Raw genomic sequence first — 12,508 nt, 5'->3', positions numbered from 1 at the left:
CGAAAACGGGTTTACCACCGGCCCTCAGACTACGCATATGATCCTCAGCGGGTCGGCTTCCCAGACGCTCGCGGCCAGGATCGCCGAAGCGACCGGCGAACCGCTCGGCGCAGCCGAAGTCGAGTACTTCCCGGACGGAGAGTTGAACGTGGAAGTCACCGAATCCATCGCCGATCGGGCGATTGTCGTCATCTCGACGGTCTCGAACGACGCCCATCTCGAGGCGCTCCTGCTCCAGGACGCCGCCCGGCAAGCAGGTGCCAAAGAGGTTGTCACCGTCGTCCCGTACCCCGGGTACGCGCGTCAGAACAGGAAGTATCGTCCCGGAGACATCGTCTCCCTGCGGACGGTCGCCCGTGCGCTCTCGCCGGGAACTGACCGCGTGATCACGGTCAATCCTCACGAGGCGGACGCCGAAGAGATGTTTGAGGCACCTGCCACGGCTGTCGATGGGTCCCATCGACTCGCCGCACCACTCCCGGGCGATCTCACCGATCCACTGTTTTTAGGAACTGACCAACAGGCCCGGCCACTCGCCGAATCCGTCCACAACTCCTACGGTACCGGCACCGTCGACCATCTCGTTCCACCGGCCGGCTCGGCTACCGCCGCGGATCTCGCCCCGACAGAGGCCGCTATCGATGGCCGTGACGTGGTCTTCGTCGACGACTTCGTCGCCACGGGTGGGACAATGTCGACCGCGGCCCGGGCAGCCACCGATGCGGGAGCCGAGCGGGTCTTTGCGACCTGTGTCCACCCGCTGCTGGCCAGTGGCGCCTGGAGCAAACTCCTGCGTGCCGGCGTCGAGGACATGTATGCAACGGACACCCTAGAACGGATCGTCAGCGACGTCAGCGTGGCACCCGTCATCGCGGACGCGCTGTAAAGGTGATCCGGAACCAGGCAGGTGCCCGTTGTCGACGCCCGCCAGCCTATCGAGGTCACTCATAGAGTGATCGCCTGACTGCTTGAGAATAGCCGATCCGTGCACCTCGATTCCCTGGATGAACTTCGCCACGGTCTTTGCGGTACCACGTTGGCAGCGGCTGGCCCCTCCCGTAGCCTGCCGTTGATCGGTTCGGAAAGTGGCGAGAAACCAGACTGAAAGCGCTTCGAGAACGCATTTAGTCCGGAAACACGTCACATTCTGCCGCCGACGAGGCTTCACAGTGGTCCCGACAGGGTTGGTCGGTGCGATCGCCGATCGTCCGAACTTGTTCGCGAGACAGTTCGAAGCCGATACGATAGGCTCGATTGTCCTTCAGCGAGAGGCCGAGTCCCTGTTCGAAGAACTTCTGTATGGCACACCGCCGCCACAGGACTGCTCTGGCGACCCATTCGCCCCGGTCAGTCAACTCGACGCCACGGTAGCGTTCGTACTCGAGCAGCCGCTCTGCGGCGAGAGACTCGATCATCCCGGTGACGCTCGCGCCACTGACACCGAGGTACTCGGTAAGTTCGTGGTTGCTCACCGGCGTCGAACCGACCAGCGTCCGGTAGAGCACCCCACAAAGGTACCGGCCCTCCGCGGGTGTGAGGTCGTCGACGACTGCGGGACTCTCTACATCCGACGGCGTCCTGGATGTCGTCTCGCTCATCCCTAGGCCCCCTCGTGCTGCCAGTAAATTCTCGTCCGTCCGGTCTTTCGACAGGCGAGTGTGTCATCCTCGACGAGCGCGTTCAGCTTCTGCCTGGCTGCTTCCGTCGAAATGGCGAGGACGTCGCCGACGTCAGAACTCGTCACGACCGGTCCGTCGACCGCGTCGAACACCGACAGCACATCCTCGGCAGTGATCGAATCGGCGAACTGCCCGTTGTCGTCACGGGCGCGTTCGCGCCGCCGATCACGGCGCTTTTGTGGTCCGTCTCCCCCACCCTCGCGACATCGCCGTCCGCCACTTCGTTGCTCACTCCTGGGCGTCATCGGTTGGGCTTCGCTATCGAGCACGAAAGCCCTTTTGGGAGTAGCCAAATGGCGAGAACGATTCTCAGTCGGTAGTTGTCGGTCAGAGGTCGATCGTCGAGCCCGCGCCGACGCGCTCGAACGTATCGCCGAATTCCTCGTGGAGAATCTGTCGAGCCTGATGGCTCGTACAGTGAGTCGGGACGACGCGTTCGACGCGCTCGTCGAGCCAGGTCGCCGTCTCGCGTAGTTGCTCGGGATCCGGCGATCGGAGGTGGGTCCCGCCGACGACGGTCCGGATCGGTTCGTCGAAGACGGCCTCGGCGTGGACGACCGTGTTCCGGAGGCCAGCGTGACAACAGCCCAAAACGAGGCTGATCCCATCCGCCCCCACGACGACGAGCGCCTGATCGTCCCGGACTGGATCCTCGATGCGGTGACCGTCCCCGTCCTCCCGTTCGCCTGTTCGACTGTCTGGATACTCGCGCGGAATCTCGCCCAGTGTGTGAATGCCCGGGGCGACTTCGACGGGGTCGGTGTGAGTGGTGACTGACACCTGGGCCTCGATCCACGACCGGGCGTAGGGCATCCCGATGGGTTCCTCGCCGTGGTACTTCTGCTCGAAGGCAGCAGGGTGGCAGTACAACCGTTCGGCTGCGCCGAGAAACGGCGGCAAGCCCTTGGTGTGGTCGTAGTGGCCGTGACTCAGGACGATCGTCTCGAAGGGCCCGACGCCGAGTTTACGGGCGTTTTCGGCGGCGAAACCGGTCTGACCGGCGTCGAAGAGGACGTCGCCGACGGCCGCGGAAAAGCCCCATTCGGCATGGAGTCCCTTCGGTCGAGAACCACTGACTTCGTTGTCGATGAGAACGGTGACGGTGGTCATTGATGTGAACGACGACAAACGCGACGATTACGCACCGTCGTCGTGGCCGTGTGCGTGGTCGTCTCCCGTTGCGGCATGATCATGCCCGTGACTGTGACCATGTCCGTCCCCGCGATCGTGGTCGTCCCCGTGCTCGTGGCCATGGCCCTCACAGTAGGAGCCACTCGGCGTCGCGGCCTCCAGTTCTCCAGCTTCGTATTGCGCAATCGCGTCGCTGACCGTCCCCTCAGCCCCACAGTAGACCTTGATGTCCATCTGGTCGAAGCGATCGACGGCCTTGCGACCGAGATTGCCGACGACGAGGACGTCGGCCCCCGTCTCGGCAATGATCTCGGGTGGTGAACGCTGGCCACCGTGGTGTTTCCCGTTGTTCTCGGTCACGTTGAACCCGTCGGCCTCGTCGTCGAAGAGCGTGTAGTTCGGTGCTCGCCCGAAGTGCGAAGAGACCGGTGCCCCGAGCGTCCCCTCGTCGCGACTCGGTATGCAAATCAACACTGTCACTTATATACTAGGTTTCCGAGAGGTATGTTGGTTCTGATTGTCGTGCGAGAGAGAACCACGCTATTGAAGACAGGTGCTCTCCGACGGCCGGCGTTGATCCCAAGAGCCTCTCAATGGGAGTCTGGACGAACGGATCGTCGACCACCAGCAATCACACAGCCACATAGAAACGTCGACGGTCGCGATTCAACACCTTGATCACAATCTCGTCACAGCCAGGGCGGTAACGGGCGTCACGTCGGCGAACGGGAACGCCTCAGTGACGCCTCGAATAGCGCGCCGCAAGGGCAACGAGAGGGGGACGATTCCCACGGATACGAAGGGGCTGCCGACGGTCAGGCGAAGACGACCAGAGACGCAAGCAGCGAGAGGGCGCTGACGGTCACGAGCGCCGTGAGCACGACCAGCAGCGGCTGCACGCCAGTTTTGCGCATCGTCGCGAGTTCGATATTCGTCCCAAGCCCGACGAACGCCAGGAGGAACAGCCACTGGTAGGTCGCTTCGAGCCGAGCGACGTCGGCCTCGGTGAGCAGGCCCACACTGGCGACCGCGGCGACGATGACGAAGCCGACGACGAACTTCGGGAACTGCGACCAGAGGTACCGCCAGTCGTCGGCCCCGCTGTCGGTTCCGTACCGTCGGGCGTAGTAGACGGCGTAGCAGACGGCCACGACACCGATGAAGACGTTCCGGCCCAATTTCGTGACGGTCGCCCACTGTCCGGCCTGGGGCGAGTAGGCGAAGCCCGCAGCCACAACAGGCCCCGTACTCACCATACTGATCCCGGCCCAGGTCCCGAAGACGATGTCCGGGAGATCGAGAAACCGACCGATCGCTGGGTACACTGCCAGCGTCACCGCATCGAACAGCAGGATCGTCCCGACGGCATAGGCGATCTGCTCGCTTTTCGCGCGAACGCCACTCGAGACGGCGACGATGGCCGACACGCCACAAACCGAGTAGCCTGCCGCCAGCAAGGAACCAAGGCGCTCTGGAATCCCGAAGACGTTGCGCGCGACCACCTCGACGAACAACAGGCTAAAGGCCAGGAAACCGACGACCAGGGCGAGCAGTTCCACACCAACCGCGAACAGCTGGCCGATCGCGATCCGAGCCCCCATGAGCACGATCCCGGTCTCCAGCCAGAGTTTCTGGGTGTTGAGGCCGGCGCTGGCCCACTCGGGGACGCCCACCACATTCCCGAGCAGGACACCCAAGCCGACGGCCACGAGCAACTCGTTGATTCCCAACAGCGTCGCCGAAAGCCCGTGGGCGAGAGCCGCGCCAGCGACCAACAAAGCGATCCCGGGAAGCAACCGGACGGACTGGCGTATCATAATCGAACTATCATATTGTGTTCAATCAGATCCTCGATAATTCTATCATAATACGATCACAAATGAGAGGACGACGAGGCCAAAAATGACGGCTTTCCAGCCGCGTTCGAGCGTCTGCCACTGGTTGAGTACCGGGACGATGCGGTTCAGGACGGGAGGACTGTCTCCATCAAGCATCGCTATTGTACCCTCACACTCTGTCATAGGTACCGGAAACAGTTAATACTTATCATAAATCCGATATCTGCTAGATAATGATGGGGGATGATCCCAAGGCGTCACGAGCGTGAAATCGGGCGATTGACGGATTTAGCCAGTGTCGTACGAAATAATGGAACTCGCGTACGGTCCCGTCCCTTCGCGTCGGCTCGGCCAGGGTCTCGGTATCAATACTATTCCGCCCACAACCTGTAGCTATGCCTGCATTTACTGTCAGCTTGGATCGACGACGACCACCGAGGTCGACCGTCAGGAGTTCTTTTCCCCGGACGAAATCGTTGGGTCCGTCCGCGAGCGCGTCGAAGCGGTCCGGGCCGCTGGTGAGACGATCGATTTCCTCTCTATCGTCCCCGACGGCGAGCCCACGCTCGATGCCGCCCTCGGCGAGACGATCGACCGACTCCAGGGACTCGACATCGACGTGGCAGTCATCTCGAACGGGTCGCTGATGACAAAGCCCGAGGTCAGAGCCGACCTTGCAAAGGCCGACTGGGTGTCGCTGAAAGCCGACGCGGGCACCGCCGAGACCTGCCGGGAAATCGATCGCCCCAACGGGATGCTGTCGTTCGATGAGATCAGGCGTGGAATGGTCGCCTTTAGCGATAGCTTCGAAGGAACGCTGACCACAGAGACGATGCTTGTCGACGGCGTCAACGACAGCGAGTCAGCACTGCGGGCGACCGCGGACCTGGTCGCCTCGGTTGATCCAGACACGGCGTATCTGGCGGTCCCGACTCGACCACCTGCGGAGGACTGGGTGGACCCTGCAGGCGAGCAGGCCCTCGCCGCCGCCTACGCCATCTTCGAGGAGCAACTCGATCACGTCGAGTACCTCATCGGTGCCGAGGGGTCGACCTTCGCCGCGACGGGTGCCGTTCGCGAAGACGTGCTCGGCGTTACGGCCGTCCACCCCATGCGAGAATCGGGACTTGCGGACCTCCTCGAACGCGACGACGCCGACTGGGCAGTCGTCGAGGAGTTACTCGACGCGGGCGAACTACTCGAACGGACCTACGGTGAGGAGACGTTTTACCTTCGACCAATACAGACAATGGAAGAGTGACCGTGGACCGGCGACGGCAGGGAAAGACCGTGAATAGACGGAGCCGGAACACTACCACTGAGCTCCATCGAATTTTGAGACCACTCGGTTTCACCTGGCCGCTAGAGGACCCTCGAGCACAGCCAGAGCAGTGAGTGGACGCCGCTACGGGATGGTACCCCCTACGAACGGCTTCGCCATCCGAAGTCGGCCTCGACAGGCTGGATCGATACTAACAATACTACGACTGGCCGGCGATACGCAGACGACCATTTCGTTCGAATGGGATTGTACAGATAAGTGTACCATGTACTTTTGCGTATCGACAACGTAGGTGGCCGATACGAGTCATTCCATGTCCGAATCCGAGCGAACAGCGATCGAGCAGGCAGTCCTCGATCGACTGGCCGATGCGGAGACGTGCACGCCCGGACGGATTGCCCTGGCAGTCGACGGTGACCTGGCGGTCGTCTACGACGTGATCGGCAGCCTCCGGGAACGAGACCTCCTGGAGCGGGTCGGGTTCGACAGTTGTCGACTGACCGATCGCGGGCGCCGACTCGTGAACGGGCGTGCATCTCCCGCCCCCCTCGATGCCGACGGTGACGGTGATCGATGAGCGCGCCGAGTCTCACGCTCATAGACGCCTCGATCGGGTCGACGCCAGCGCTGCGGAACGTGCGTCGAGAGACCTCGCTTTCGGTCATCCACTGGAAGGTCAGCGAGGAGGAGATGCCACCAGTTCCGGACTCGGGCGAGTGGACCGACGACGGAGTCGTGATTTCCGGGTCCCAAACCGCCGTCTACGACGACGAGCCGTGGATCGAGCGGACGGAAGCGTGGGTCAGACAGGCCGTGGCCGCCGACGTGCCGGTGCTTGGCATCTGTTGGGGCCACCAACTCCTCGCCCAGGCCCTGGGCGGGCGCGTCGAGCCCATGGATCGCTACGAACTCGGCTACGCCACGATCGATCCCGTCGCCGACGACCTGCTCTTCGACGGGATCGAAGACACCTTCGTCGCGTTCGAGAGCCATTCCGACGCCGTGATCGAACTGCCCGATAACGCCCGACTCCTCGCCGAGAACGAGCGGGCGATCCAGGCCTTTCGGGTCCAGAACGCCCGTGGCGTCCAGTTCCACCCCGAGTACGACATTGAGACCGCTCGATGGGTCGTCCAGAACAAGGAGGACGAACTCGCTGCAGAACGGTTCGAGCAGCTCCTCGATTCGATCACGGCCGAAACCCACACCGAAACGGCGTCGGCCAGGCGCGTCTTCGAGAACTTCGAGAGTCTTGTTCGACAGCGAGGCTGACACCGAGCGAGTCGTGGGGCCGTGGCGATGCAGCTTACTGCTCAGCGTGTCATAGAAAGCTTCACACGCACTGTCTGGCCAAGTCGTGTCAGGACTCGCGTGCAAGATACAGGGTGCGAATGCAGCAAGAGCAATCTACCTCGTTCGGAATACTTTTATCCCCATCTGTGACGAATATTCATTATAACACAGTCATGAACTACAGGACTGGCAAAATTCACGTGCTTCATGTTGATGATGAGCCGAGTTTAACTAATCTCATGTCTGATATTTTAGGACGGGAGGACGACCAGATTTCTGTGACGACCGCGACCAGCGCTCGCGAAGGACTCGAATATCTCACTGATACCGACATTGATTGTATCATTTCTGACTACGATATGCCCGGCCAGAATGGGATTGAATTTCTCGAAACCGTCCGGAAGGACTGGGGAGATCTCCCGTTTATCCTCTATACGGGGAAAGGGTCCGAAGAGGTAGCTGCCGATGCAATTAGTGCGGGCGTGACTGATTATCACCAAAAGAGAGGAGGGGCTGAACAATACCGCCTCTTAGCAAACCGTGTAGTGAACGCTGTCGAGAAGTCTCGGGCAACCAAATACATTGAACGACAGAACGATCTGTTCACAAAAGCTCAGAATATCGCCAGTGTTGGTGCCTGGGAATATGATATCGAGACAGATGCGTTCTATAATTCCGAAGAAGTGCTTCGAATACATGGTCTCTCTCCGGCTGAGGATATAACTGCAGAGAAATCCTTCACGTACTATCACCCAGACGATCGACCACGCATCCGTAACGCATTCCAGCAGGCAATTGAGGCAGGCGAGTCCTACGACCTGGAGTTGCGGTTGATCGATGACGATGGAAATATACGGTGGGTCCGGACACTAGGCGAACCCCAGACCGAGGATGGCAAACTCGTCAGAGTCCGGGGGACAATTCAAGATATCACCGAACACAAAGAACGCCAACAGGAACTCAACGAACAAAAAGAACGAGCAGAGCAGTTTTTCGAATCCGCAGGGAACATTATGGTCGTCCTCAACCGTGACGGGACTATTGGTCGAATCAATGAACGAGGAAGCGACCTCCTCGGATACGAGCAGTCAGAACTCGTCGGATCCGATTGGTTCGACCGTGTCATTCCCGAACAGATTGAGGGCGAACTCGACGAGATATTCTCAGAGTTCTGGAAAGACGACTCAGAAACTATCGAAAAGAATACGAACTATATCGAAACGAAAGGGGGCCAAAAATCATTCGTCAAGTGGCATAACACGACATTACGGGACTCACAAGGGAACATAACGGGAGTACTCTCCACCGGGATCGACATTACCGAACGCAAGGAACGCCAGCAGGAACTCCAACGGACGAATGCTGTGCTCTCGACGTTGTTCGAGACGCTCCCAGTCGGCGTCCTTGCCGCAGATGCTGACCGGAACGTGGTTGCAGCCAACGAACGTCTGTTTGACCTCCTCAATCTATCCGGTTCACCAGAAGCTGTTGTTGGTGCCGACTTCGAACAACTTCTCGCCCGTGCTAGCGATTTGTTTGTTGGGTCAGAAGCGTTCCTCAGGCGAACCAATGAGCTGGTAAACAGTGGTGAATCTGTCCACAACGAGGAGTTGTCACTCCAAGATGGGCGGACATTCGCTCGCGATCACGAACTATTAGACCTCCCAGAGGGTGACGGTCACTTCTGGGTATACCGAGACATTACCGAGCAGTTAGAGCGTGAAACCCAGCTTCGTGAGATGATCTCCCGGCACGAAACGTTGTTCGATAATTCTCCAGATATGATCGATGTCCTCGATTCGGATGGGAAGTTACGCGACGTCAATCGCCGTTTCTGTGAAGAACTAGGATATGACGAAAACGAGATGCTCGGACAATATATTTGGGAGATAGATCAACTGGTTGATGCCGAAGATGTGACGGAGCTCCTTACGGACTTCGCGCTCAATGAGCGGCGAAAGTTCGACGGCCGATACGAACGCCGTGACGGATCGACAGTCCCTATCGAGGTTCACCTCCTTCGGTTGGACATCAAAGGCGAAGACCGATTTCTGGCGATCAGTCGGGACATTACCGAGCGCAAGCAACACGAACAACAGCTTGAACGGACAAATACTGTTTTCCGGACGATCGTCGAGAACCTGCCGATGGGCGTGCTTGTCGAAGACGCCGAACGGGACATTCTTATCACGAACGATCAGTTGGGGGAGATCCTCGGCACTCCGCTGGCCGGCGAGGACCTCATCGGACGTGACTGTTGGACGGTAGCCAAAGAACTGCAGGATCGGTTTGCCGATCCTGAAAGATTCATCGATGTGCTCAACGAGCGAGTTACGCAGCGAGAGCCGGTTCACGGCGAAGAGCTACACCTCGCCGACGGTCGCGTGCTCGAACGGGATTACCTGCCGTACAGCCTGCCCAAGGGCGAAGCCAACTTCTGGCTATACCGCGATATCACGGAACGGAAAGAGAGAGCAAGAACTACGACAACAGAACAAGCGTCTTGAGGAGTTTGCCAGCGTCGTTGCGCATGACCTCCGCAACCCGTTGAACGTCGTCCAGGCGCGGATTGAATTTGCCGCCGAAGAGTGTAACAGCGAGCATCTCGACACGGCAGCGGATAATCTCGAGCGAAGTTTTGACTTGATAGATGATATGCTCACACTAGCACGACAGGGACAGCAGGTGAGCGATATGGAACCGATCGATCTCGGCAGTTTCGTCGAGACCTGCTGGGCGAAGGTCGAGACAGCCACAGCAACAGTCGTTGCTGATATCGATACCACGATACAGGCGGATCCAAGCCGGGTAGGCCAACTGCTGGAGAATCTGATGCGTAATGCGGTCGAACACGGTAGCGAAGATGTGACTGTCCGAGTCGGGCCTCTCCCGGATGGGTTCTACGTGGAGGATGACGGACCCGGCATCCCCAAAGACAAGCGCGAAAACGTGTTCGAACCAGGCTACTCGGAAAGCCAAGGTGGAACAGGCTTCGGGTTAGCAATCGTCAGACAGATCGCCTACGCCCACAACTGGGAGGTGCAGGTGACTGAGAGTCCAGACGGCGGTGCACGCTTCGAGTTTGCGCGTGTCAGAGAAGCAGTCTCATAGCGTGAGCTTCTCACGACCAGGAACGTCTTTCTGCTCAGGGTTGGTGATTGCAACGACGATTCGGAACACAGTGCGAGGAACAGTTCTGCTCGTACGGGGACCCGGCCTCGGTCGCGGACGTGCCCGAGGTCGCAGTCCGTGACTGCGTCGTTGGTTCGTTCAACTCCTGTCTGTCAGTGATACGTCTCGACCAAGATGGATTGCTTGCGCTGAACGTCCTCACTGTGTTCCTCAATACAGTCTTGGACCCTCTAGCGATGTCTTTCGGATCAGCAGTGTTTCGCGGATTGGACGGAGCTATTGGCACGACCTCGAAATCGAGGTGTTCAAACAGTGGGACTATCTCGGTAGCCGCTGCATTCAAGAACTTATCTACCGAAGTCAGGTCTTGCAGGATTGCAGTTGTGCTGGACGCACATTCCGCACCTTGCTGCTTCCTCCGAGACGCGTTCTATGACAGGCGCTACTGCTCGGAAAGCGTGAACCACCAGTCGTACTGCTCGTAGCCATCGTCGTCGGCCTCGGCCTCACGAGCGTCGACGTCATCGCGCGTGCCCGGCGGCGGTAGGAGGACCCGATCGCCGAATCGTTCGTTCTCGGGCCAGTTTGCCGGCGTCGCGACACCCTCGTTGTCGCTCTTCTGGAGGGCATCCAGCGAGCGCAGGATCTCGTCGATGTTCCGACCGATCTCCTCGGGATAGTACAGGACCTGTCGGACGACGCCCTCGGGATCGATGACGAATACTGCCCGCACAGTGCTGGTACCGGCCCCGGACTGGATCATGCCGAGTTGCTCGCCGACCCGGCCACTCTCGTCGGCGATGATCGGGAAGCCGATGTCGACGCCGATCTCCTCGTCAATCCAGTCGACCCACTTTAGATGGGAGTGGACGCGATCGACCGAGAGACCGATCAGATTGGCATTTCGCTGCTCGAACTCCTCGCGTCGGTCCTCGAAGGCGACGAACTCGCTCGTACAGACCGGGGTGAAGTCACCCGGGTGGCTGAACAGTACGATCCACTCGCCCGCGCAGTCCTCGGGCAAGGAGATCTCTCCGTGGGTCGTCTCGACCTCGATGTCGGGAAACTGGTCGCCGATCAGGGGGATCGAACGCTCGTCCGCTGTGTCGGATTTCATTGCATTATATTGTACTCACATACCAATATTAAAAACTTCGATTGCAGAATGAGAAGTTTAATTTCCGATAGAAGAAAGAGAGATGGGTTCTTGCGGAGACCTGTCGACAGCCGCGTCCCCTCACCCCATCGCAAGCACTTGCCAGAGGACGAAGATCGCGCCCGCACCGGCAAGCGTGCTCACCACGGCATATTGTCGAATGCGGTTGGCGTCGCGCGAACACTGAATCGTCCCGTGGCCGCTCGAATCGGCGTGCGAGCCGACGTGGGAACACTCTGGAAGCATGTCGATGGCGACGTGGGCGAACACGCCCGTCGACACGCCGAAGAAGACTGCTTTCACGATTGGCGACAATGGCGGCGTCAGCATCGAGAGTGGAATCGCACTGATCGCGACGGCAGCGGCAGGGACCACCATCACGACACGGGGCAAGCCGGACTGTCTCAACGTCTCCGAGCCAGTGAACCCGGCGGGGAACTTGTGCGCGAGGACGCCAAACCCAAACAACACCGAGAGGTTCGGCAGGGATTCGTACACCACGCCCATGATCGACCCGGCGGCCAGCGCGTACAGCGTCAGTTCCCCGACAGCGGCGTTCAGCGGCAGGTCGTAATGGGTGACCTGATGGCCGAGTTCGTGTGCAGCATACCCCAGCAGGTAGCCCAAGGCGATGGCGAACCCGCCGTAGGCTTCGTGTCGCAGGATCGCTTTCGGCGCGAGCAAGGCGGCCGCACTCGCGAGCATCGCCCCGCTCGCCAGCCCATACGCCCAGACCTGTCGCTCCGGCGTCTCGAAGTCCCCGAAGAAACTGATCGCGACGCCACCCAGCATCGCGAGCAGGCCGAACACGACGACGGTGACCAGCGACTGCCGGCCCGTTGCGATCCCGAGACCAATGACGGCTGCAAAGACCAGGGCAGTGATGGCACTCACGGCATACGCCAGTCGATGACTCCGGTCAGACGCCGTCGGTGTCGCTTCGTTCATGGTCATATCGGTAGCTATGGACTAAATTACATTGTGTGTTTTGAACAAT

General features: G+C 59.7%; 14 protein-coding genes and 2 pseudogenes. 7 read left to right on the top strand and 9 right to left on the bottom strand.

What is annotated here, in order from left to right:
* The first annotated feature begins 37 nt into the window (after positions 1 to 37).
* Positions 38 to 886: a ribose-phosphate diphosphokinase gene (gene prs / locus BN2694_RS10925; RefSeq protein ID WP_135665161.1), complete on the top strand. Its 849-nt coding sequence runs from the start codon at positions 38 to 40 to the stop codon at positions 884 to 886.
* A 238-nt stretch (positions 887 to 1,124) separates the two neighbouring features.
* Here the strand turns inward: prs and BN2694_RS10920 are convergent, their stop codons facing one another.
* The 6 genes from BN2694_RS10920 to BN2694_RS17145 all read right to left on the bottom strand — a co-directional run bounded on the left by BN2694_RS10920 (position 1,125) and on the right by BN2694_RS17145 (position 4,831).
* A complete protein-coding gene (locus tag BN2694_RS10920) occupies positions 1,125 to 1,598 on the bottom strand; it encodes a metal-dependent transcriptional regulator (RefSeq protein WP_135665158.1) in 474 nt (157 codons plus the stop codon).
* Positions 1,599 to 1,600: 2 nt separating this feature from the next.
* A complete protein-coding gene (locus BN2694_RS10915) occupies positions 1,601 to 1,924 on the bottom strand; it encodes a hypothetical protein (RefSeq protein ID WP_210408942.1) in 324 nt (107 codons plus the stop codon).
* An 82-nt stretch (positions 1,925 to 2,006) separates the two neighbouring features.
* Positions 2,007 to 2,789, bottom strand: a complete 783-nt coding sequence (locus BN2694_RS10910) for an MBL fold metallo-hydrolase (protein ID WP_135665154.1) — start codon at positions 2,787 to 2,789, stop codon at positions 2,007 to 2,009.
* Positions 2,790 to 2,816: 27 nt separating this feature from the next.
* Positions 2,817 to 3,284 carry a NifB/NifX family molybdenum-iron cluster-binding protein gene (locus BN2694_RS17935; protein ID WP_167880012.1) on the bottom strand — a complete coding sequence of 156 codons (468 nt, stop codon included), beginning with the start codon at positions 3,282 to 3,284 and terminating at the stop codon, positions 2,817 to 2,819.
* A gap of 341 nt (positions 3,285 to 3,625) precedes the next feature.
* The gene (locus BN2694_RS10900; protein WP_135665146.1) at positions 3,626 to 4,627 is read right to left on the bottom strand and encodes a YeiH family protein; all 1,002 of its coding nucleotides are present in this window, start codon (positions 4,625 to 4,627) and stop codon (positions 3,626 to 3,628) included.
* 45 nt (positions 4,628 to 4,672) lie between these two features.
* Entirely contained in the window at positions 4,673 to 4,831 is a 159-nt protein-coding gene (locus BN2694_RS17145) for a hypothetical protein (protein WP_167880011.1), read from the bottom strand.
* Between the two features lie 127 nt (positions 4,832 to 4,958).
* On the opposite strand from BN2694_RS17145, the gene BN2694_RS10895 reads away from it, so the two are divergent.
* The 6 genes and pseudogenes from BN2694_RS10895 (at position 4,959) to BN2694_RS17725 (ending at position 10,334) form a co-directional block, all read left to right on the top strand.
* Positions 4,959 to 5,909, top strand: a complete 951-nt coding sequence (locus tag BN2694_RS10895) for a radical SAM protein (RefSeq protein WP_135665568.1) — start codon at positions 4,959 to 4,961, stop codon at positions 5,907 to 5,909.
* A gap of 334 nt (positions 5,910 to 6,243) precedes the next feature.
* On the top strand, positions 6,244 to 6,507 hold the full coding sequence (locus BN2694_RS10890; RefSeq protein WP_135665143.1) for a hypothetical protein: 264 nt from the start codon (positions 6,244 to 6,246) through the stop codon (positions 6,505 to 6,507).
* Positions 6,504 to 7,202 (top strand): type 1 glutamine amidotransferase, encoded by a 699-nt coding sequence (locus BN2694_RS10885; RefSeq protein WP_135665140.1) that lies wholly within the window; start codon positions 6,504 to 6,506, stop codon positions 7,200 to 7,202. Before BN2694_RS10890 ends, BN2694_RS10885 begins: the two co-directional genes overlap by 4 nt.
* Before the next feature lie 119 nt (positions 7,203 to 7,321).
* Positions 7,322 to 9,730, top strand: a complete 2,409-nt coding sequence (locus tag BN2694_RS17735) for a PAS domain S-box protein (RefSeq protein ID WP_394346579.1) — start codon at positions 7,322 to 7,324, stop codon at positions 9,728 to 9,730.
* A gap of 40 nt (positions 9,731 to 9,770) precedes the next feature.
* Positions 9,771 to 9,845 (top strand): annotated as a pseudogene (locus BN2694_RS17730) (hypothetical protein); the annotation flags it as partial.
* A gap of 33 nt (positions 9,846 to 9,878) precedes the next feature.
* Positions 9,879 to 10,334 (top strand): sensor histidine kinase, encoded by a 456-nt coding sequence (locus BN2694_RS17725; RefSeq protein ID WP_244605432.1) that lies wholly within the window; start codon positions 9,879 to 9,881, stop codon positions 10,332 to 10,334.
* Here BN2694_RS17725 and BN2694_RS10865 read toward each other — a convergent pair.
* The 3 genes and pseudogenes from BN2694_RS10865 to BN2694_RS10855 all read right to left on the bottom strand — a co-directional run.
* Positions 10,329 to 10,644, bottom strand: a pseudogene (locus BN2694_RS10865) (IS5/IS1182 family transposase); the annotation flags it as partial. The gene BN2694_RS17725 and the pseudogene BN2694_RS10865 overlap by 6 nt on opposite strands.
* 153 nt (positions 10,645 to 10,797) lie before the next feature.
* A complete protein-coding gene (locus BN2694_RS10860; protein ID WP_135665137.1) occupies positions 10,798 to 11,472 on the bottom strand; it encodes a peroxiredoxin in 675 nt (224 codons plus the stop codon).
* A 120-nt stretch (positions 11,473 to 11,592) separates the two neighbouring features.
* Positions 11,593 to 12,465 carry a ZIP family metal transporter gene (locus BN2694_RS10855; RefSeq protein WP_135665134.1) on the bottom strand — a complete coding sequence of 291 codons (873 nt, stop codon included), beginning with the start codon at positions 12,463 to 12,465 and terminating at the stop codon, positions 11,593 to 11,595.
* Positions 12,466 to 12,508: the final 43 nt, after the last annotated feature.

The organism is Halorhabdus rudnickae, assembly GCF_900880625.1.
GTDB classification, from domain to species: Archaea; Halobacteriota; Halobacteria; order Halobacteriales; family Haloarculaceae; genus Halorhabdus; species Halorhabdus rudnickae.
The sequence above is the reverse complement of the archived record's forward strand: the minus strand, read 5'-3'. Positions and strand labels throughout refer to the sequence as shown.

Excerpts from the sequence above, each read along its gene's own strand:
- prs (WP_135665161.1), top strand. The coding sequence starts at position 38 with ATGATCCTCAGCGGGTCGGCTTCCCAGACGCTCGCGGCCAGGATCGCC.
- BN2694_RS10920 (WP_135665158.1), bottom strand. The coding sequence starts at position 1,598 with ATGAGCGAGACGACATCCAGGACGCCGTCGGATGTAGAGAGTCCCGCA.
- BN2694_RS10915 (WP_210408942.1), bottom strand. The coding sequence starts at position 1,924 with ATGACGCCCAGGAGTGAGCAACGAAGTGGCGGACGGCGATGTCGCGAG.
- BN2694_RS10910 (WP_135665154.1), bottom strand. The coding sequence starts at position 2,789 with ATGACCACCGTCACCGTTCTCATCGACAACGAAGTCAGTGGTTCTCGA.
- BN2694_RS10900 (WP_135665146.1), bottom strand. The coding sequence starts at position 4,627 with ATGATACGCCAGTCCGTCCGGTTGCTTCCCGGGATCGCTTTGTTGGTC.
- BN2694_RS17145 (WP_167880011.1), bottom strand. The coding sequence starts at position 4,831 with ATGACAGAGTGTGAGGGTACAATAGCGATGCTTGATGGAGACAGTCCT.
- BN2694_RS10895 (WP_135665568.1), top strand. The coding sequence starts at position 4,959 with ATGGAACTCGCGTACGGTCCCGTCCCTTCGCGTCGGCTCGGCCAGGGT.
- BN2694_RS10890 (WP_135665143.1), top strand. The coding sequence starts at position 6,244 with ATGTCCGAATCCGAGCGAACAGCGATCGAGCAGGCAGTCCTCGATCGA.
- BN2694_RS10885 (WP_135665140.1), top strand. The coding sequence starts at position 6,504 with ATGAGCGCGCCGAGTCTCACGCTCATAGACGCCTCGATCGGGTCGACG.
- BN2694_RS17735 (WP_394346579.1), top strand. The coding sequence starts at position 7,322 with ATGCAGCAAGAGCAATCTACCTCGTTCGGAATACTTTTATCCCCATCT.
- BN2694_RS17725 (WP_244605432.1), top strand. The coding sequence starts at position 9,879 with ATGCTCACACTAGCACGACAGGGACAGCAGGTGAGCGATATGGAACCG.
- BN2694_RS10860 (WP_135665137.1), bottom strand. The coding sequence starts at position 11,472 with ATGAAATCCGACACAGCGGACGAGCGTTCGATCCCCCTGATCGGCGAC.
- BN2694_RS10855 (WP_135665134.1), bottom strand. The coding sequence starts at position 12,465 with ATGACCATGAACGAAGCGACACCGACGGCGTCTGACCGGAGTCATCGA.